The sequence below is a fragment of the Kineococcus aridisoli genome (genome assembly GCF_050871885.1).
Taxonomy (GTDB): domain Bacteria; phylum Actinomycetota; class Actinomycetes; order Actinomycetales; family Kineococcaceae; genus Kineococcus.
Map to the genome: position 1 here is coordinate 1 of NZ_JBJLSF010000025.1, position 19,568 is coordinate 19,568.

The 19,568-nt window shown below is 77.1% G+C and carries 16 protein-coding genes; 8 read left to right on the plus strand and 8 right to left on the minus strand.

Going from position 1 to position 19,568, the window contains the following annotated elements; all coding sequences use genetic code 11:
• Positions 1-133 precede the first annotated feature (133 nt).
• The 4 genes from ACRYM2_RS09130 to ACRYM2_RS09145 form a co-directional block, all read right to left on the minus strand.
• Positions 134-1,006, minus strand: coding sequence for a metal ABC transporter permease (locus tag ACRYM2_RS09130; protein ID WP_432521619.1), 873 nt, complete (start codon positions 1,004-1,006; stop codon positions 134-136).
• On the minus strand, positions 1,003-1,851 hold the full coding sequence (locus ACRYM2_RS09135) for a metal ABC transporter ATP-binding protein (protein WP_432521621.1): 849 nt from the start codon (positions 1,849-1,851) through the stop codon (positions 1,003-1,005). The genes ACRYM2_RS09130 and ACRYM2_RS09135 overlap by 4 nt, the downstream gene beginning before the upstream one ends.
• Positions 1,848-2,780 (minus strand): metal ABC transporter solute-binding protein, Zn/Mn family, encoded by a 933-nt coding sequence (locus ACRYM2_RS09140; protein WP_432521622.1) that lies wholly within the window; start codon positions 2,778-2,780, stop codon positions 1,848-1,850. Before ACRYM2_RS09140 ends, ACRYM2_RS09135 begins: the two co-directional genes overlap by 4 nt.
• A 66-nt stretch (positions 2,781-2,846) precedes the next feature.
• Positions 2,847-5,093 (minus strand): hypothetical protein, encoded by a 2,247-nt coding sequence (locus tag ACRYM2_RS09145; protein ID WP_432521623.1) that lies wholly within the window; start codon positions 5,091-5,093, stop codon positions 2,847-2,849.
• Positions 5,094-5,153: 60 nt separating this feature from the next.
• Between ACRYM2_RS09145 and ACRYM2_RS09150 the strand changes: the two genes are divergently transcribed.
• The 3 genes from ACRYM2_RS09150 (at position 5,154) to pheA (ending at position 7,786) form a co-directional block, all read left to right on the plus strand.
• Positions 5,154-6,419 carry a glycosyltransferase 87 family protein gene (locus tag ACRYM2_RS09150; protein WP_432521625.1) on the plus strand — a complete coding sequence of 422 codons (1,266 nt, stop codon included), beginning with the start codon at positions 5,154-5,156 and terminating at the stop codon, positions 6,417-6,419.
• Positions 6,420-6,482: 63 nt separating this feature from the next.
• Positions 6,483-6,788 (plus strand): WhiB family transcriptional regulator, encoded by a 306-nt coding sequence (locus ACRYM2_RS09155; RefSeq protein WP_432521626.1) that lies wholly within the window; start codon positions 6,483-6,485, stop codon positions 6,786-6,788.
• A gap of 53 nt (positions 6,789-6,841) precedes the next feature.
• Entirely contained in the window at positions 6,842-7,786 is a 945-nt protein-coding gene (gene pheA / locus ACRYM2_RS09160) for a prephenate dehydratase (RefSeq protein ID WP_432521627.1), read from the plus strand.
• 25 nt (positions 7,787-7,811) lie between these two features.
• On the opposite strand, the gene ACRYM2_RS09165 is transcribed toward pheA, so the two are convergent.
• Positions 7,812-8,294 (minus strand): GyrI-like domain-containing protein, encoded by a 483-nt coding sequence (locus tag ACRYM2_RS09165; protein WP_432521628.1) that lies wholly within the window; start codon positions 8,292-8,294, stop codon positions 7,812-7,814.
• 121 nt (positions 8,295-8,415) lie between these two features.
• Here ACRYM2_RS09165 and ACRYM2_RS09170 point away from each other — a divergent pair, with 121 nt between their 5' ends.
• Positions 8,416-10,452 carry an EAL domain-containing protein gene (locus ACRYM2_RS09170; protein WP_432521630.1) on the plus strand — a complete coding sequence of 679 codons (2,037 nt, stop codon included), beginning with the start codon at positions 8,416-8,418 and terminating at the stop codon, positions 10,450-10,452.
• A gap of 9 nt (positions 10,453-10,461) precedes the next feature.
• Here ACRYM2_RS09170 and ACRYM2_RS09175 read toward each other — a convergent pair whose 3' ends face one another.
• Positions 10,462-11,580 (minus strand): diacylglycerol/lipid kinase family protein, encoded by a 1,119-nt coding sequence (locus tag ACRYM2_RS09175; RefSeq protein WP_432521632.1) that lies wholly within the window; start codon positions 11,578-11,580, stop codon positions 10,462-10,464.
• 67 nt (positions 11,581-11,647) lie between these two features.
• On the opposite strand from ACRYM2_RS09175, the gene serS reads away from it, so the two are divergent.
• A complete protein-coding gene (gene serS, locus ACRYM2_RS09180) occupies positions 11,648-12,922 on the plus strand; it encodes a serine--tRNA ligase (protein ID WP_432521634.1) in 1,275 nt (424 codons plus the stop codon).
• Positions 12,923-12,973: 51 nt separating this feature from the next.
• Complete coding sequence (locus ACRYM2_RS09185; RefSeq protein WP_432521636.1) at positions 12,974-13,801, plus strand: HAD family hydrolase; 828 nt, start codon at positions 12,974-12,976, stop codon at positions 13,799-13,801.
• A gap of 105 nt (positions 13,802-13,906) precedes the next feature.
• Here the strand turns inward: ACRYM2_RS09185 and ACRYM2_RS09190 are convergent, their stop codons facing one another.
• A complete protein-coding gene (locus ACRYM2_RS09190; protein ID WP_432521638.1) occupies positions 13,907-15,244 on the minus strand; it encodes a phytase in 1,338 nt (445 codons plus the stop codon).
• Positions 15,245-15,402: 158 nt separating this feature from the next.
• Here ACRYM2_RS09190 and ACRYM2_RS09195 point away from each other — a divergent pair, with 158 nt between their 5' ends.
• Positions 15,403-17,598 (plus strand): PAS domain S-box protein, encoded by a 2,196-nt coding sequence (locus tag ACRYM2_RS09195; protein WP_432521640.1) that lies wholly within the window; start codon positions 15,403-15,405, stop codon positions 17,596-17,598.
• Positions 17,599-17,688: 90 nt separating this feature from the next.
• Entirely contained in the window at positions 17,689-18,318 is a 630-nt protein-coding gene (locus tag ACRYM2_RS09200) for a DUF6518 family protein (RefSeq protein WP_432521642.1), read from the plus strand.
• Between the two features lie 28 nt (positions 18,319-18,346).
• On the opposite strand, the gene ACRYM2_RS09205 is transcribed toward ACRYM2_RS09200, so the two are convergent.
• A complete protein-coding gene (locus ACRYM2_RS09205; protein WP_432521644.1) occupies positions 18,347-19,495 on the minus strand; it encodes a VIT1/CCC1 transporter family protein in 1,149 nt (382 codons plus the stop codon).
• Between the last annotated feature and the right edge of the window lie 73 nt (positions 19,496-19,568).

Below are 19,568 nucleotides of genomic sequence, written 5' to 3' on the forward strand. Positions count from 1 at the left end.
GGGGGGGTGGAGCTGAGCGGGGGGGGGCGTAGGGGTGAAGGGTTTGGGGTTCCGGGTGGGGCGGTGGGAGCGGAGGCGGGGCCGGCATAGGGGCTCCCCCGCGGTCCCGGCCGCGGCCGGGACCGCAGGGGCCTCAGACGATCTCGGCGACCTGCTCGGGCGCCGCCTCGCGCGGGCGCTCCGGCGGGCGCCGCAGCCGCGCCACGAGCCGGCACAGCAGGTAGATCGTGAACGACACCGTCGTCACGTAGGGGCTGATGGGGATCGAGGAACCCAGCGCCAGCAGGGTCCCGCCGACCATCGCCACGAGCGCGAAGGCCACCGACAGCAGCGGGACGACGAAGGGGGAGTGGCTCACCCGCACGGCCGCGGCCGCGGGGGTGACGAGCAGCGCCAGCACCAGCAGGGCACCGACGATCTGCACGCTCATCGCCACCGCCAGGCCCAGCACGAGCATGAACACCGGCGACAGCAGCCGCACCGGGACCCCGCGGGCCGCGGCCAGCTCGGGGTCCAGGCTGGCGAACAGCAGCGGCCGCCACAGCACGAGCATCGTGGTGACGACGACGGCGGAGATCACCGCCAGCGACACCAGCTGCGGGTCGTCGACGGCGACGATCTGCCCGGTGAGCAGGCCGAACTTGTTCGCGGCCCGCCCCTGGTACAGCGACAGGAACAGCACCCCGAGGCCGAGGCCGAACGGCATGAGGACGCCGATCGCGGAGTTGTGGTCGCGGGCGCGCGCGCCGAGCACGCCGAACAGCACGGCCGCGAGCACCGAGCCGACCAGGGAACCCGCGACGACGTTCGCGCCCAGCAGCAGCGCGGCCGCCCCGCCCGCGAAGCTCAGCTCGCTCGTGCCGTGCACGGCGAAGGGCAAGTCGCGGGCGACGACGAAGACGCCGACGAGCCCGCCGACCAGGCCCAGCAGCGCCCCGGCGTACAGGGAGTTGTGGACCAGCTCCAGCAGGGCGCCGTAGTCGGAGAAGTCGAAGATGCGGTTCACGAGGCCCTCTCGTGCTGGTGCGCGTGCTGGTGGTCGTCGACGCCGCCGCCGGCCACCAGCAGCCGCCCGCCGGACTCCAGCACCTCCACCGGTGCGCCGTACAGCTCCGAGAGCGTCGCGGAGTTCATCACCTGCTCGGGGGTGCCGATGCGGAAGCGCCCGCCGGCCAGGTAGAGCACCCGGTCGGTGTAGGGCAGCACCGGGTTGACGTCGTGGGTGACGAACAGGACCGCGGCGCCGGTGCGGGTGCGGCACTGGTCGACCAGCGCCGAGACGGCCCCGGCGTGGTGCAGGTCCAGCGACAGCAGCGGCTCGTCGGCCAGCAGCAGCCGCGGTTCGCCCACGATGCTCTGCGCCACCCGCAGCCGCTGCTGCTCCCCGCCGGACAGCCGTCCGACGGGGACGTCGGCGTAGGAGGTGGCGCCGACGGCCTCCAGCACGGCGTCGACCTTCGCCCTCGCCGAGCGCGAGGGCAGCAGCGGCCCCCAGCGGTGCCCGTCCAGGCCCAGGCGCACGAAGTCGCGGGCCCGCAGCGGGGTGCTCGGCTCCAGGCCCTTCTGCTGCGGGACGTAGCCGATGTTCCGGTCCCCGCGCCGGGCGGGCCGGCCGGCGACCTCCACCCGGCCGGCCTGCAGCGGCTGCTGGCCGAGGACCACCCTGAGCAGGCTGGACTTGCCCGCGCCGTTCGCGCCGAGGACGGCGACGAACTCGCCGGGTGCCACGTCGAGGTCCAGGCCGGACCACAGGCGCCGGCTGCCGTAGGCCAGCGAGGCCTCCCGCAGCCGCAGCGCGGGCACCGGCCCGGGGCCGCCCGGGGCCGGCTCGGGGACCGTGCCGGCGCTCACGCGCCCAGCGCCGCCGCGATCGCGTCGACGTTCTCGGTCATCCACGTCGTGTAGTCCTCGCCCTCGGGCAGCGTCTCGGTGACCGGCACCACCGCGATGCCGTTGTCCTGCGCGGCCCGCAGGACCTGCTCGGTCTGCGGGCCCGTGGTCTGCTCGTTGTGGACCAGTGCCCGCACCTGCTTGCCGGTGAACAGGGACAGTGTCTCCTGCAGGACGGCGACGGGGACGTCGCTCTCCTCCTCGATCGCCTCGGAGAACTCCTCCGGGGTCCGGTCCTCGGCGCCGAGCGCGTCGAGCAGGTAGCCGGGGACGGGCTCGGTGACGGCGACCGGCTGGCCCTGCGTGCGCGCGGCCTCCTCCTCGATGCGCTGCTGCAGCCCGTCGAGGGCGCCCTGGAACGTCGCCAGGTTCGCCTCGAACGCGGCGGCGTCGTCGGGGGAGGCCTTCGCGAGCTCGGCCTCGATGCGCTCGGCGAGGGTGCGGACGGTGGCGACGTCGTACCAGACGTGCTCGTTGAGCTCCCCGTCGGCGGGCGCCTGCTTGCCCGAGACCTCCACGGCGTTCAGCACCACGGCCTGCGAGCCGGCCGCGCTGAGCATCTGCTCCATGAAGTCGTCGTAGCCGCCGCCGTTCTCGATGACGAGGTCGGCGCGCGAGAGCTCCAGCTGGGTGCGGGTGCTCGCCTCGTAGCTGTGCGGGTCGGCGGAGGGGTCGCTGATGATCGAGGTGACGCTCGCGGCGTCGCCGGCGATCGCGGAGGCGATCGAGCCGTAGACGTTCGTGGAGGCCACGACGCTGAGCCCGTCGGCGGCCGGGGAGCTCGCCGCCGGCGCGGAGCCGGCGGTGTCCTCCCCGCCGCCGCAGGCGGTCAGGGCGAGGGTGCCGGCGAGGGTGGCGGCGAGGGCGAGCGAGCGGCGGCGCGACGGCATGCGACGTCTTCCTGACGATGGGAACGGTTGTCGATTACTGTAAGGCCGTCCGGTGCCGCCCGACGCTCAGGGCCTGCGGGCGGCGCCGGCGTCCAGCGTCCGCGTGCACGCCGCGATGATCAGCGGCACCGCGAGCATGGCCCCCACCGCCGGCACGGCCGCGCCGGAGTCGTTGACGGCGAAGCCGATGACGAGCAGCACCAGCAGGCAGGTCAGCCCGGCCTCCAGCACCGGGTGCGCCTCGTAGGCGCGTGCCAGCAGCGAGACCCCGAGCACCTTCGGGCGCACCAGCACGAAGGCGATGAAGGCGGCCGCGACCGCCAGCACGAGGCTGAGGATCCAGTTGCTGTAGAGGATCCGCAGGTTCTGCGCCGCCTTGCGCTCGACGACCTGCCAGGCCCCGCCGTCCAGGAGGGTCTGCACGAAGCGGCCCAGGTGCGTCTGGTCGTCCACGGGGCGCAGCCAGTCGGCGACCGAGATCGCGGCCAGCACCAGGAGCGTGGCGACCGCGATGGCGAGCACCCGCCGCCAGGTGATCCGCACCCCCGCCACGAACAGCGCCAGCAGGCCGAAGGCGGGCAGGATCGCGGGCGGGCCGCCGAAGTCGCTGCCGAGCACGCCGTCGACGAACGTCGTCACCAGGCCCAGGACGGCCACCGCGACGACCGCCCAGCGGCGCCGCCCCCCGCGCACCAGGCGGTCGGCCAGCGCCGTGGTGAACAGCAGCGCACCCGTGGCGAACAGCGCGAACTGCTGGTTGCCCAGCCCGTAGAAGCGGCCGGCCACGACCGGCTGCAGGCCGTTGAGGCTGGAGGTGATCAGCCGCGAGCCGGTCGCGCAGTCCACCGCCAGGACCCCGGCCGTCACCAGCCCCACGAAGCCCAGCGGGCCCAGCGCCGCCCGCCGCCACGGGCCCAGCAGCGCCAGGGCCGTGATGAGCGCCACGTACAGGGCCACCGCGCCCGAGACGGCGAGCAGGTGGTCGCCGGTGCTCTCGCCGTGGCGCCACCACGGGATCGTGTTGGCCAGGAACGTCGAGGCGCACACCGCGGCGAAGGCGACCGTGAGCACGCGCAGCCCGCCCAGCACCCGGCGCCGCCCGCGCGAGCCGCCCCACGCCCTGCGCAGCGCGAGCGTGGCCACCGCGTACAGCACCAGCTGCGAGGCGCCCCAGGCGGTGAAGAAGGGCCCGACGAGCGGCTGCACCGCCTGCGCGGCCTGGTCCAGGTCGCGGACCTTGCGCTCGCGCTCGGCGGCGGAGGTGCCCGGGTCGGTGGAGGTGACCGGGGCGCCGACCAGGCCCGGCGTGCCGTGGTCGGAGCCGAGCGCCAGCGCCAGCACGGTCGGGGTCAGGTCGGTCGTCTGCACGATGGCCGTCTGCCGCGTCGAGCGCGATCCCAGGTAGCCGTCGTAGGTGCCGCCGCCGGGCGCCGGGCCCGTGGCGGCGCCGAACTGCAGGTGGGCGGTCCGGCCTGCGTCGGCCAGCGACACGGCCAGCAGCGTCGTCGCGTCCGCGCCGGTGGAGGCCTCGACGGCCCGCTGCACGGCGGCCACCCTCGCGTCGACGGCCGCGACCTGCTCGGCGCGCGAGGCCGCGGGCGCCTCCTCCTGCGCCGGCAGGTCCTCGGGGTCGCGCACGACGCCGGCGTCGACGACGACGACCTGCGCGCCGGACTCCAGGGCGTCCTGCACGTACCCGCCGACGGCCTGCGGGGTGCCGGCCTCGGCGGCGCCGACGTACCCGGGGACGGTGCCGTCCTCGGCCGCCAGCGCGATGCCGGCGCCCGGGCCGATCGCCAGCGCGCGGGTGCCGGCCCCGGCCAGCGCCTGCCCCAGGGTGCCCGGCACGGCGCTGAAGGTGTCCTCCTCGGCGATCGCCCGGTAGCGCGCCAGGTCGGGCTGGACGCCGTCGACGACCTCGGCGACCGGCGCGCAGGCGGCGGCGGCGTGCTCGGCGGAGGTGCCGTCGAAGTCGGTGGCGCGCCGGCCGGCGGACAGGCCCAGCCAGCCGTCGGCGGGGCAGGCGGCGGTGAAGACGCTGCGCACGGCCACGGTGCCGATCGCGCCGCTGCTCATCGACGCCAGCGCCGGGGTGGACCGCTCGGACACGTCCGACCAGCGCACGCCGGAGAAGCCGACGAGGACGAGCGGGGCCCGCCCGGCCGCCACCTCGTCGGCGGCCCTCTCGGTGACCCCGTCGGCGGCGCGTGCGGGAGCGGCTGCGAGCAGCGCCCCCAGCAGCACCGCCGTCGCCGCGATCACCGCCACCAGCGCGGGCAGGGCGTGCGGACGGGAGGTGGCGGAGCGGGGCACCGCTCCAGGCTAGGGCGGGCGGTGGTCGGGACCCGTGCGCCGCTGGGGGAGGATCGGGGAGTGATCGAGGAGGGGACGGCTCGGGTGCCGCGCGCTGCGCCGGCGGGTGCGTGGCGGCTGGCGGGGGTGGTGCTGCTGCTGCTCGCCGTCGCGCCGATCGTGCACCGCTACCTCGTGGCCTACCCCGAGGACCAGTGGCAGGTGGACCTGGAGGTCTACCGCGAGGCCGGCCGCAGCCTGCTGCTGGGCCGGCCGGTGTACGCCTTCGAGACGGAGGTGCCGCAGCTGCTGCCGTTCACCTACCCGACGTTCTCGGCGCTGCTGTCGGTGCCGCTGGCGCTGCTGCCGTGGGGCGCGGCGGGCTGGGTGTGGACCGCGCTGCAGCTGGCGCTGCTGTGGCTGGTGGTCGGGCTGGCCTTCCGGCCGCTGCTGGAGCGCGCCGGTGCCCGCGCCGGGCTGCTGCACGGGATCGTCGCCGCGCTGTGCGTCTGGATCTCCCCGGTCGGCGAGAACATCCGCTTCGGCCAGGTCAACGTCGTCCTCGTCTCGCTGTGCCTGCTGGACCTGGTGCGCGGGCGCGAGGGGGTGCGCATCGGGCGCTGGACCCTGCGCTGGCCGCGGGGCGCCCTCGTCGGCCTGGCGGTGGCGATCAAGCTGACCCCGGGCGTCTTCCTCGTGCACTTCGCGATCACCCGGCAGTGGCGCGAGCTGCGCAACGCCGTCGCCGCGGCGGCGGGGGTGACGGTCGCGACCTTCCTCGTCGCGCCGGAGGCGTCGCTGGAGTTCTGGACCTCCGCGCTGCTGAACTCCGACCGGCTGGGGCCGAACGCGGGCTCGTCCAACCAGTCGCTGCGCGGCTTCGTGCTGCGGCTGTACCTGTCCGAGGGCGCGACGACGCTGGTGTGGGGCCTGCTGGCCGCGCTCGCGGCGGTGGCGGGGTTCGCGCTGGCCCGGGCGCTGCACCGGCGCGGCTCGCTCGTGGGGGAGGTCGCCGCGTGCGGGATGGTCGCGGTGCTCGTCTCGCCCGTCTCCTGGCTGCACCACCTGCTGTGGGGCGTCGTCGTGCTCGGGGCCGTCGTCGGCGACGGGCGGACCCGTCGCCGGCTGGTGGTGGGCGTGGTCGGCCTGCTGCTGCTGTGGGTGGCGTGGCCGTGGTGGGGGGCGAACCTGCTGGCCTCGCGCAGCGTGCCGACGGTGCTGGCCCGCGCGGTGCAGAACGGCGACCTGTGGTGGGCCTGCCTGTCGCTGCTCGCGATGTGGTGGCTGCTCGTCCGGCGCACCGAGAGCCGATCACGGGCCGTGATCAATTCGTCGCTCAGCGTTTAGGGTTCCGTGCCCTGGGGGAAGACGCCATCCAGCGAGAGCGTCACCTGACCCGAGGGGGGACCCGTGAGCGAGACCAGCCGAGCCCTGCGCCCGACCGTCGAGGCGTGGGAGTGGCAGCTGCGGGGTGCGTGCCGCGAGGCCGACCCCGAGCTGTTCTTCCACCCCGAGCTCGAGCGCGGCGCAGCCCGCCAGCACCGCGACGCCGCGGCCCTGGCCATCTGCGCCGAGTGCCCCGTGCTGCGCCAGTGCCGCCAGCACGTGCTCTCGCACCGCGAGAGCTACGGGGTCTGGGGGGGCCTGACCGAGGAGCAGCGCGAGGCCGTCTGGAGCGGGCGCACCGAGCGCCGCAGGCTGCGCCGCGCCGGCTGAGGCGACCGGCCGCCGGGCGGGGCGGGCGCGGGCGCTCGGCTACTGTCTCGACCGTGCTGCGCTACGCGTTCTTCGGTCCCGTCGGCACCTTCTCCGAGGCCGCCCTGCGGACCGTGGTGGGGGACGCGCCCGCCGTGGCGACCTCGAGCGTCGACGCGACGATCGAGGCGGTGCGCAGCGGCGCGGCCGACGTCGGCTGCGTGCCGATCGAGAACTCCGTCGAGGGCGGTGTGCCCGCCACCCTGGACGGGCTGGCCGTCGGCGACCCCCTCGTCGTCGTCGCCGAGGTGGTCATCCCCGTCTCCTTCGTCCTGGCCGTGCGGCCCGGGACGGCGCTGGCCGACGTGCGGCGCGTCAGCACCCACTCCCACGCCCACGCGCAGGTGCGGCGGTGGCTGCACGCCGCGCTGCCCGAGGCCGGCTACGTGCCCGCCACCTCCACCGCCGCCGCCGCGCAGGCCCTGGCCGCCGAGCTCGCCGGCGGTGAGCCCGCCGGCTTCGAGGCCGCCATCTGCGCGCCCTTCGCCGCCGAGCGCTTCGGCCTGGAGGTCCTCGCCGAGCGCATCGAGGACCGCGCCGGCGCCCAGACCCGCTTCGTGCTGCTCTCGCGCCCCGGCCCGGGCGCCGTCCCCGCCCCCACCGGCGACGACAAGACCTCCCTCGTCGTCTTCCTGCGCGAGGAGCGCCCCGGCGCCCTCGTGGAGGCGCTGGAGCAGTTCGTCACCCGCGGCATCAACCTCACCCGCATCGAGTCCCGGCCCTCCGGCGACGCCCTGGGCCGCTACTGCTTCTCCATCGACTGCGACGGCCACGTCGCCGACGCCCGCGTCGGCGAGGCCCTCATGGGGCTGCACCGCGTGTGCGAGCGGGTCCGCTTCGTCGGCAGCTACCCGCGCGCCGACGGCGGGCACGCCGTCACCGGCGACGGCCCGCCCGAGGAGGCGTTCACCGCCGCGCAGGGCTGGCTGGACCGGGTGCGCGCCGGCACCGCCTCCTGACCCGGCCCGCGGCTGCCCGCCCGCCTCAGCCGGCCCCGAGCACCTGCACGGACAGCTCGTGCGGGCCCTCGCGCCCGTCCGCGGCGTAGCCGACGTCGAGCTTGCGCCCGCCCAGCGCGAGCCCGTTGCGCTCGCCCCAGGCCAGGACCTCGCCGAAGCCGTCGCCGATCCGGGAGACCGGCCCCTCGAAGAGCAGCCGCGCCCACCGCCCGGCCGGCAGCAGGGCCAGCGCGCACTCGTCCGGGACGTCGGCCGCGGCCTCCAGCAGGACCCCGACGACCTCCAGGTAGCGCCCGCCGCCCAGGCCCGCGCTGGCCTCCGCGTACCGGCCGCCGGCCGGCGCGGGCAGGTCGCTGCGCGCCAGCAGCCGCCGCCAGGCGGCCGGCACCAGCTCGCCCAGCTCGCCGAAGGCCCCCACGGCCGGTTCACCGGCGACCACCAGCGCCGGCCGCCGCACCAGCTCCACCCGCCCGGGCGCCGGGTCCGTCGCCCCCACCGCTCCCGCCACCTCCCCATCGTGATCTCGCACGGTGCACCGCGCAAGATCACCGGTGAGGGGTGCGGGTCGCGGTGATCGCTCACCCGGTCGGCGCATGCAGCGCGCACCGGCGCGCCCCGACATCTAGAAGGTGTTCAGCCAGCAGCCCCGGCGGCCGCTCGACCCCTGCGACCGCGGCCCCGGCCGGCGCGTCGCCGGGCACCTGCTCACCGGTCTCGCCGGCGCCCTCGTGCCCGTCCTCGCCGGGCGCGCGCTGCTGCGCCCGGCCGCCGCTCCCGGGCCGCCCGCCGCCGCCTCCGAGGCCGACGCCTTCGACGCCGACGCGCTGCGCCTGCACGCCGAGCTGCCCGCCGCCGTCGAGGCCGGCCAGCTGCGCGTGCACTACCAGCCGCTCGTCGCCGCCGGCACCGGCCGCACCGTCGGCGTGGAGGCCCTCGTGCGCTGGCAGCACCCCGAGCGCGGCCTGCTGGGACCCGGCGCGTTCGTCCCGCTCGCCGAGCGCAGCCGGGCCGTCGTCGGGCTCACCCGCTGGGTGCTGCGCACCGCCGCCGCCCAGTGCGCCGCCTGGCGCGCGGCCGGCCACGACATCGGCGTCTCGGTCAACGTCTCGCCCGTCGTGCTCGCCGACCCCTCGCTGCTGGAGGAGGTGCGCCGGGCCATCGCCGACAACGGCCTCGGGCGCAGCGTGCTGACCCTGGAGGTCACCGAGACCGCGCTGCTGGCCGACCCCGAGGGCGCCTCCGCCGTCCTGGCGAGCCTGCGCGCGGCCGGCGCCCGGGTCTCGCTGGACGACTTCGGCACCGGCTACACCTCGCTGACGATGCTGCGCCAGCTCGAGGCCGACGAGCTGAAGATCGACCGCACGTTCGTGGCCGCCGCCCCGCAGGCCCCCGCCGACGCCGCCATCGTGCGCTCGCTGGTCGACCTCGCCCACCGGCTGTCCATGGAGGTCGTCGCCGAGGGCGTCGAGGACGCCCGCACCGGCGACCTCGTCACCAGCCTGGGCGCCGACGTCCTGCAGGGCTACCACTACGCCCGCCCGGTGCCGGCCGAGGAGGTCTTCGCCGCTCCCGCGCCGCTGCCCGGGCCCGGGACCGCCGCCGGCGGGCGCGCACCCCTGCGCGCCCCGCGCCCCGGCGACGAGGCCGAGCGCGCGCGCACCGCCGAGGCCGTCCTGGCCACCGCGAGCAGCGCGCAGGGGCTGCTGCGCCGGGTCACCGCCCTGGCCGCCGCCGTCTGCGGCGCCGAGTTCGCCAGCCTGAACGTCGTCACCGACGAGCACGTCCACCTGCTCGCCGCGCACGGCCACCCGGTGACCCTCGTGCCCCGCGACGGCAGCCCCTGCGCGTGGACGGTCCTGCAGCACGACGTCGTCGTCCTCGAGGACGCCCAGGAGGACCCGCGCTTCGTCGGCGGCGAGGTCGTCGCCGCGGGCGTGCGCCACTACGTCGGCGTGCCCGTCGTCGACGCCCGCGGCCGCACGCTGGCGGTGCTGTGCGCCTACGGCCGCGCACCCCTGGAGCTGACGGAGAGCCGGCGCGAGCAGTTCCGCGCCCTCGCCGGCGTCGTCGCCGACAGCCTCGAGGGCGTCGACGCCGCCGGGCTGCTGGAGCGCGTGCACGCCCTGCTGCAGGCCGTGCCGGAGCTGGAGCGCGCCGGCGGGCGCGGCGACGTCGTGCGGCTGCTCGCCGACGCTGCCCACGACCTGCTGCGCCCCGACCTCACCCTCGTCCTGCGCCCCGGCGCGGCCGCCGCCGGGCGCTGGGAGCTGCTGCACCACGTCGGGCACGCCGAGGAGGGCGCCCTGTCCCCGATCGCCCTCGACGCCGCCGGGCGCAGCGCGCTCGCGCGCGCCGTGGCCACCGAGCGCCCCGTCTGGGTGCCCGACGCGCGCACCAGCTCCGTCGTCGACCCCGCGCTCGCGGCCCGCCTGGGGGCCTCGTCGGTGCTGACGGTGCCCGTCGTCACCGCCGGCGGCGCCCAGTGCGTGCTGTCGGCGGTGTGGCGCGAGAGCCGGCACGAGCTGCACCCGGTGCTGCGCGACGCCGCCACCGCGCTCGCCGCCCGCGCCGCGCGCCGCCTGGGGGCCGACCACGCCCCCGCGGACGTGCCCGAGGACGTGCCCGAGGACGTGCCCGCGGACGTGCCCGCGGACGTGCCCGCCTGAGCCGCCGGCTCAGGTCCCGGGCGGGCGCAGCGGGGGGCAGCGCACCAGCAGCACCCCCGGCTCGACGGTCAGCCGGATGCGGCGGGCCGCGCCGATCGGGTCGCCGTCCAGCTCGACCTGCTGCGGCTCGGCGCAGGTGACCTCGAACGTGCGCCCGCGCAGGTGGCGCACCCGCCGCTGCGCGCGCCGGTCGCGGGTCGCGATGGCCCACGCCACCTCGCCCCAGCCGATCCCGCCGCGCGGGGAGAGCACCACCGCGTCGAGGAAGCCGTCGTCGATGCGCGCGTCCGGCATGAGCACCAGCTGCTTGGTCAGCTTGCCGCAGTTGCCGACGATGACCGCCCGGGTGCGCACCGGCGCCTCCTCCTCGTCGTCGACGCTGACGCGCACCTTGGCCTGCGGCCCCCACAGCGCCCGCGCCCCGGAGACGACGTACGCGCCGTAGCCGATCCGCCGCTTCAGCCGGTCCTCGACCCCGGCCATCATCGCCGCGTCGAAGCCCAGCCCCGCCATGACGAGGAACAGGTAGCTCTCCGGAGCGGCGTCGGAGCCGGTGCGGTCGACCTCCAGCCGGCCCACGTCGACGCGCTGGTCGCCGGCGGAGAACACCAGGTCCAGCGCCGCCGCGAGGTCGGTGTGCGGGATGTCGAGGTTGCGCGCCAGCAGGTTCCCGGTGCCCGCCGGCAGCACCGCCATCGGCACCCCGGTCCCGGTGAGGCCGGCCGCGACGGCCCGCACGGTGCCGTCGCCGCCGGCCGCCACCACGACGTCGGCGCCGTCGGCGACCGCCTGCCGCGCCTGGTCGTCGCCGTGCGAGTCCGGCGTGGTCAGCAGCCACCGCGGGTCCGCCCAGCCGTGGGAGCGGAACACCGCCGCCACGTAGGCCTGCCGGCGGCGCACGGCCTGCTCGTCGAGGTCGTCGAACTTCGTGGGGTTCACCACGATCGCGGCCCGCGGCTGCGGCGTGCGCACCTCCTGCGGCGGCGGTGCGCTCGCCGCGAGGACCTGCTCGGAGCGCAGCGAGCGGACCTCGCGGCGCTCGCGGGCGAGCAGCGTGGAGGCCACGACGAGCAGGACGGCGAGGAGGACGGCGAGCGCACCCGTGCTGAAGAGGTCCTGCGCGCCCATCCGGGCACGCTACCGGGCGCCCCCCGGCGCCCTCCGCCGGCGCGGCGCTCTCGGTTAGGGTCGTCGTGTGATCGACCTGCGACTGCTGAGGGACGACCCGGAGGCCGTGCGCGCCAGCCAGCGGGCCCGCGGCGAGGACGGCGCCGTCGTCGACCGCGTCCTGGACCTGGACACCCGCCGCCGCGCCGCCATCGCCGAGTTCGAGCGGCTGCGCGCGGAGCAGAAGTCCCGCGGCAAGGAGGTCGCCGCCGCCAAGGGCGAGGAGAAGCAGCGGCTGCTCGCCGACGTCAAGGAGCTGTCCGAGCGGGTCAAGGCCGCCGAGGCGGGCTCGACCGCGCTGGCCGCGGAGTTCGAGGCGGCGCTGCGCAGCATCCCCAACGTCGTCGAGGACGGCGTCCCGCCCGGCGGCGAGGACGACTACGTCGTGCTCGAGGAGGTCGGCGCCCACCCGCGGCTGCCCGAGGGCCTGGACGCCTGGCGCGACCACCTGGAGCTGGGCGAGGCGCTGGGCGCCATCGACACCGCCCGCGGCGCGAAGGTGTCGGGCTCGCGCTTCTACTTCCTCACCGGGGTCGGCGCCCGCCTGGAGCTGGCGCTGCTCAACCTGGCGGTCTCCCAGGCCGTCGCGGCGGGCTTCACCCCGATGATCACCCCGACGCTGGTCAAGCCCGAGGTCATGGCGGGCACCGGCTTCCTCGGCGCGCACGCCGCGGAGGTCTACAAGCTGGAGGAGGACGACCTCTACCTCACCGGCACCTCCGAGGTCGCCCTCGCCGGCTACCACGCCGACGAGATCCTGGACCTGTCGGCGGGGCCGCGGCGCTACGCGGGCTGGTCGGCCTGCTACCGCCGCGAGGCCGGCTCGTACGGCAAGGACACCCGCGGCATCATCCGCGTCCACCAGTTCCACAAGGTGGAGATGTTCTCCTTCTGCCGCCCCGAGGACGCCGCGGCCGAGCACCAGCGGCTGCTGGGCTTCGAGAAGGACATGCTCGGCGCGGTCGAGGTCCCGTACCGCGTCATCGACACCGCCGCGGGCGACCTGGGTTCCTCGGCGGCGCGCAAGTTCGACTGCGAGGCGTGGGTGCCCTCCCAGGGCGCCTACCGCGAGCTGACGTCCACCTCGAACTGCACGACCTTCCAGGCCCGCCGGCTGGGCATCCGCGAGCGCCTGGAGGACGGCGCGGGCACCCGCCCGGTCGCCACCCTCAACGGCACGCTGGCGACGACCCGCTGGCTGGTGGCGATCCTGGAGAACCACCAGCAGGCCGACGGCTCGGTGCGGGTGCCGGCGGCGCTGCAGCCGTTCCTGGGCCTGGAGGTCCTGCAGCCGGTCGGCTGAACCCCGCACGCCCACCGGGCCGCCCTGCGCCCCGTTGACTAGGGTGCTGGGGTGAGCGGGGGGCTTGAGGGCGTGCTGGTCGCGCTCGACATCGACGGGACCGTCGTCGACCTGGACGAGGCGCTGTCCGACCGCGTCCGCACGGCGGTGCAGCAGGTGGCGGCGGCGGGGGCGCACGTGGTCGTGGCCACGGGGCGCTCGCTGCACGGGGCGCTGCCGGTGCTGCAGCGCCTGGGCCTGAGCACCGGGTACGCGGTCTGCTCCAACGGCGCGGTGACGGTGCGGCTGGAACCGGACGCCGAGGAGGGCTACGCGGTCGTCTCGCTGCACACCTTCGACCCCTCCGGGGTGGCGGAGGCGCTGCGCGAGCACCTGCCGAGCGGGTTGTTCGCCGTGGAGGTCCTGGGCCGCGGGTTCAAGCTGACGGCGCCCTTCCCGGACGGCGAGCTGACCGGCGAGATCGAGGTCGTGCCCTTCGAGGAGCTGTTCGCCGAGCCGGTGATGCGCGTCGTCGTGCGCAGCCCCGAGCACACCTCCGCCGAGCTCAGCCACCTCGTCGAGCAGGTCGGCCTGCACGGGGTGGCCTACTCGGTGGGCTGGACCGCCTGGCTGGACCTGGCTCCCGACGGGGTGACGAAGGCCAGCGCGCTGGAGGAGGTGCGCGTGCGCCTGGAGGTCGAGCGCTCCGCGACGCTGGCGGTGGGCGACGGCCGCAACGACGTCGAGATGCTGCGGTGGGCCGGGCGCGGGGTGGCCATGGGCAACGCCCCCGCCGAGGTGCAGGCCGTCGCCGACGAGGTCACCGCGAGCGTCGACGACGACGGCCTGGCGCTGGTGCTGGAGGAGCTGCTGGCCCGGCGGACCGCCCGCACCGCCTGAGGTCCCCGGCCCCGCCTCCCCGTCCCCCGCGGTGATCTTGCACGGTGTCACGTGCAAGATCACCGCGGGGGACGGGGGACCGCGGGGATCGCGGGGGGCCGGGGCTCAGAGGCCGAGGGGTGCGGTGATGCGCTCCAGCGGCACGAGGCGGAAGCCGGTGCTGACGCGGTCCTCGTCACCGGGGCGGGTGGACTCGCCGTCGTGGGTGACGAACAGCCCGTGCGGGAACAGCGGACCCAGCGCCGCCGTCGTCACCGCCGAGCCGTCGGAGTGCTGCACGCCGTCGATCCCCTCCGCGGAGTCGGCGACGGTGAACCCGCCCGCGTAGCGCCCGGCGGGCCCGGGACCGCCGAGGGCGTAGACGGCGAAGGTGCTGTCGCCCTGGCTGGAGGCGAACAGCCACCGCCGGTGCCCGTCGCGGGCGATCGCCAGCCCCTCGGCGTCCGCGGTGAGCCGGGTGCCGCCCACGCCCGGGTCCCGCCCGTCGGCGCGGCACGTCTGCGAGGCCTCGTCCCACGTCGCCGGCACGCCGAAGTCGCGCACCCGGTCCAGCAGCCAGCGGCTGCCGGTGTCCCCGGAGACCCGCCAGATCCCCACGTCCTCCTGGGCGACGTACCAGTCGCCGGTGGCTGCGTCGAAGACCGAGCCCTCGGCCTGCGGCTCCTCGCCGGGCTCCTCGCACGGCGTCCAGGTGCCACCGGGCACGGCGAACTCCGTCGGCAGCGCGGCGCGGGTGCGCTCGCGGTAGCCGACCGTGCCGCCCGGACCGGCGACGAGGTCGAGGACGGCGAACTCGGCGGTGTGCCGGCGGGTGGTCAGCACCTGCGCGGACCCGTCGGCGCGCAGCCCGGCGGCCAGGCCGTAGGCGGTGCGCTGCTCGTCGACCTCCGCCTCGTCCGCGCTGAAGACCGGGCCCGCGGCCGGGTCGGTGACCTCCCGCAGGACCGCGTCGCCGGCGGCGGCGCCGCGCGGGTCGATCGCGAAGACCCGCAGCCGGTCGCGGCCGCGGTCGCTGACGACCGCCAGGTCCAGCACGCGGGCGCCGATCCGCGCGCCCTGCACGACGTCGACGTTGTTGTAGCGGCCGGCCTCCTCGGCGCCCTCCGGCGCCGGCGGGGCATCGAGGTGCTGCAGCAGCGAGCCGTCGAGCGCGTGCACGTCGAGGCCGCCGTTCTTCAGCGCCCCCAGGACGACGGACTGCTCCGGCGCCGTCGGCGAGGTCCAGATCGCCGGGTCGTCGGCGTCGGCCTGCCCACCGGCTTCGTCGTCGTGGACGGAGGGGGTGGCGGCGCTCGCCGTGACCGTCGCCCAGCGCGGGGCGGGCTGGGCGGCCGGTGCCGCGGCGCCGGCGGCCGGCGCGAGGGCCAGCAGCAGGGCGACGGCGAGACCGGTGGTGCCGCTGCGCCGCAGCGCCTTCCGCCGGCGGCTCGGGGTGGTGGTCACGGGTGCTCCGTCCGGAGGGGGCGTGTGGTCGCGCCGAGGCTCGCGGAGCCGCGCGACCGGCGGGTGGCCCCCGGGTGATCGCGCGGCGACGCGCGGGTGATCGCCGCACGGGCCACCCCCGCCTCAAGGCGGGCGCGGCCCCTGCCGACGAGACACCCGTGACCGTGCGTGACTGCTTCGCCCCGGCGGGGACCGCGCCCGGGGCAGCGGCGCGCGCGGCCGTGTTCGACGCGATGAGCGACGCGGTCCTGGTCGCCGACCTCGACGCCGTCGTCCTGGACTGCAACGCGGCCGCCGAGCGCCTCTTCGGGCGCCCGCGCGAGGTCCTCGTCGGCTCCCGGCCGGGTGAGGACTCCTCCGGGCGGGTGGACGTGCGCCGCGCCGCGGCCATCCAGGCGGCCGTCCTCTCCCGCGGGACGTGGAGCGGTGACGTGCCCTTCCGCACCGGCGACGGCCGGCGGCGCACGGCGGCCACCACCGTGACCCCCCTGCTGGGCGACGGCGGCGAGGTCGTGGGCACCATCAGCATCCACCGCGACGTCACCGACGAGCGGCGCACGGCCGCGGCCCTGTCCGAGGCGGAGGAGCGCTGGCGGCTGACGCTGGACGGCGCCGCCGGCGGCATCGCGCTCGTGGCGCTCGACGGCACCTACCTGCGGGTCAACGACGCGCTGTGCCGGATCCTCGGCCACCCCGCCGAGCGGCTCACCGCGATGACGTTCCAGGAGCTCACCCACCCCGACGACCTCGCCGACGACCTGGAGGCCCTCGCGGGGCTGGTCACCGGCGAGCTGGAGCGCGACCGGCGCGACAAGCGCTACCTGCACGCCGACGGCAGCACCGTGTGGACCTCGCGGTGGGCATCGCTCGTCAGCGACCCGCACACGCTGGAACCCCTGCACTTCGTCGTGCAGGTGGAGGACATCACCGCCCGCCGGCAGGCCGTCGAGCGGCTCGGCTCCATCATCGCCACCGCCAACGACGCCTTCGTGGCCATCGACGCCCGCGGCCTGGTCACCGAGTGGAACCAGGCGGCCGAGCACCTGTTCGGCTTCTCGCGCGCGGAGAGCGTCGGCGTCCCGCTGACCTCGCTCATCGTGCCTCCGGAGGCCGCCGCGGCGCACCGCGACGGGGTCGCCCGGGTCGGCGCCGGCGGCGCCCCCCACCTGCTCGGCAGCACCGTGCGGCTCACCGCGCGGCACCGCGACGGCCGGCCGCTGCCGGTGGAGCTGACGGTCTGGCGCCCGGGCACGGGCACCGGCGAGTGCTACGCCTTCGTGCGCGACATCGGCGTCCGGCTCGAGCTCGACGGGCTGCTGCAGGCCCGCCACGAGCGCCAGGAGGCGCTCATCGCGGCGCAGCTGGCCATCGCCGCCGTCGAGCTGTCCCCGCAGGAGGTGATGGACGCCATCTGCGCGCACGCCCTCGGGATCGCGGGCGCCGACGGCGCGATGATCGAGGTGCTCGAGGGCACCGAGATGGTCTACCGCGCCGTCGCCGGCACCGCCGCGCCCTTCCGCGGGATGCGCCTGCCGGTCGACGGCAGCATCTCCGGCTCCGCGCTGCGCGAGCAGCGCGCCCTCGTGGCCGCCGACACCTCCACGGACCCGCGCGTCGACCGGGAGGCCTGCCGGCGCACCGGCGCCGCCTCGCTGCTCGTCGTGCCGCTGCGGCACGGCGGGGAGGTGATCGGCGTCCTCAAGGCCGTCTCCGGCGAGCGGGACCGCTTCGGCACCGAGCAGCTGGACGACCTGCACCTGCTCGCCGCGCCCTTCGGGGCCGCCCTCGGCAACGCGCGCACCCTCGAGCGGGTCCACCGGCACGCCTCCACCGACGCGGTGACCGGGCTGGCCAACCGCTCGCACGCGCTGAAGGAGCTGGAGCGGGCCCTGGAGCGCCAGGGGCGGCGGGGTGGGCTCACCGCGGTCGTCTTCTGCGACCTCGACCGGTTCAAGGCCGTCAACGACACCCGCGGCCACGCCGTGGGCGACGAGCTGCTGGCGGCCGTCGCCGAGCGGCTGCGCGGTTCGGTGCGGCTCACCGACACCCCCGCCCGCTTCGGCGGCGACGAGTTCCTCGTCGTCTGCGACGGGCTGGCCGCGCCCGACGACGTCGAGGTCCTGGCCCGGCGGCTGCTGGAGGCCGTGCCCGCCCCGTACCGGCTGCCCTCGCTGCCCGGCGAGGAGGTGGCGGTCGGCGTGAGCGTCGGGGTGTCCGTCGCCCTCGGCCCGTGCCCGGCCGCCGAGCTGCTGCAGGCCGCCGACGAGGCGATGTACGAGGCCAAGCGCGCCGGTGGTGCCGCGTTCCGGGTGCGCCACCTGCCGGCGCGCCCGCCCGCCCCGCCCCCCGCCTGAGGTCGTCCTCCCCGGGGTGCACGCCCGCGGCCGCGGGATCAGCGCCCGGGTGGACGCGGGCGCCGCCCGCCCTCCGGCAGGCTCGCCGTCGTGCACGGTCCCGCCACGACGCCCCCCGCGTCCCGCCCCGCCCGCTCCCGCCCGCTGCCCCCGCCGGTGCCGGCGGCGGGCGCCGGCCTGCTCGTGGGGGCCGCCACCTCCGGGGCGCAGACGCTGCTCGGCGGCACCGCCCTGGCCGGGCTGGCCAACGCCGTGAGCCCGTGGCTGCTGGCGCCGTTCCTCGTGGGCTCGCGGGCGCGCTCACCGCGCTCGGCCGCGCTGGCGGGGGTGGCCGCCTGCACCGCGCAGGTGCTCGGGTACTACCTCGTCGCCGCGCTGCGGGGCTTCGCCGTGAACCCGCCGGTGGTCGGGGTCTGGCTCGTCGCCGGGGTGGCCGGCGGGGTGGTGTTCGGCCTGGCCGGTCGCGGCTGGCGCTCGGCGCGCGGGTGGGGCCGCGGGCTGGGTGCGGCCCTGCTCGTGGCGGTGTGGCTGTGCGAGGCGCTGCGGTACGCGCTGGTGCTGCGCTACCCCGAGGACGCCGTCGTCTTCGCCGTGGTCGCCGCCGCCCTGTGGCTGCTGCTGGGCCGCCGCGGTGCCCAGCACCGCCGCACCCTGGCGTGGCTGCTGCCGTGCGCGCTCGCGGGCGCCGCCGGGCAGCTCGTGCTCGACGCGGTGCTGTGAGGCGGGGCCGCTGCCGGAGGGGGCGTCCTCAGGCGGTGCTCGTGCCGAACAGCAGCCCCAGCCCGTAGGTGACGGCGGCGGCCGCGTACCCGATGGCGAGCTGGCGCAGGCCGCGGCGCAGCGGCGGGCCCCCCGACAGCAGGCCCACCACCGCACCCGTCGCCAGCAGGCTCAGCCCGACGAGCACGACCGCGCTGACGAGGGCGCTCGTGCCGCGCAGGCCGAGCAGGTGCGGCAGCACGGGCACCAGCGCCCCGGAGGCGAAGAAGCAGAAGCTGGAGGCGGCCGCCCCCAGGCCGGTGCCGACGGCCTCGTGCGCGTCGACGTCCCCGCCCACGTCCCCGCGCGCGTCCCCGCCCGAGTTCCCGCCCGGGTTCCCGGCGTCCTCGCCCGCGTCCCCGGCGGCGGGCGCGGCGAGGCGGTGCTCGCGCAGCACCTCCGCGGCGTGGGCCGCGGCGTCGGCCTCGCTCATGCCCCGGGCGCGGTAGACCAGCGTCAGCTCGTTGGCGTCCACGTCCAGGTGCGGCACGGCGCGCCGGGCCTGCGGGTCGGGCGTGGAGGCCTCCAGCAGCTCGCGCTGGGAGCGCACCGAGACGAACTCGCCCGCCCCCATCGACAGCGCCCCCGCGAGCAGGCCGGCCACCCCGGTCAGCAGCACGGTGCGGTTCGAGACGCCGCTGGCGCTGATCCCCAGCACCAGCGACAGGTTGCTGACGAGGCCGTCGTTGGCGCCGAACACCGCCGCGCGGAAGGTCCCCGACAGCCGGTTGCGGCCGCGGGTGGCCAGCCCCCGCACGACCTCGCCGTGGATGCGCTCGTCGGCGGCCATCGCGGCGGTGGCGTCGGCGTCGGTCTCGTACGGCGAGCGGGCCTCGGCGCGCTGGACGAGCGCGAGGACGAACACCGAGCCGAAGTGGCGGGCCAGGAACGCCAGGACCCGGGTGCGCAGGTCCACCCGGCGCGGGCGGCCCACGTCCTCGCCCAGCAGCGCCTCCCAGTGGGCGGCGTGCCGGTCCTCGGCCTCGGCCAGCGCGAGCAGGATCTCCCGCTCCTCGCCGCCGCGGCGGGCGGCCAGGTCGCGGTAGACGGCGGCCTCGGCGCGCTCGTCGGCCAGGTGCTGCCGCCAGCGGCGCAGGTCCGCGCCGCTGGCGGGGCGCTCGCGGGGAGGGACGCTCACCGGGCCATCATCGCGGCCGCCGAGGAGGTCCTGCGGCCGGCGGCGCAGCCGAGCCGACCGGCGCCGCCGGCCC

Coding starts and splice junctions, on each gene's coding strand:
- ACRYM2_RS09175 (WP_432521632.1), bottom strand. CDS start 11,580: ATGGGCGCGCAGGACCTCTTCAGCACGGGTGCGCTCGCCGTCCTCCTC.
- ACRYM2_RS09140 (WP_432521622.1), bottom strand. CDS start 2,780: ATGCCGTCGCGCCGCCGCTCGCTCGCCCTCGCCGCCACCCTCGCCGGC.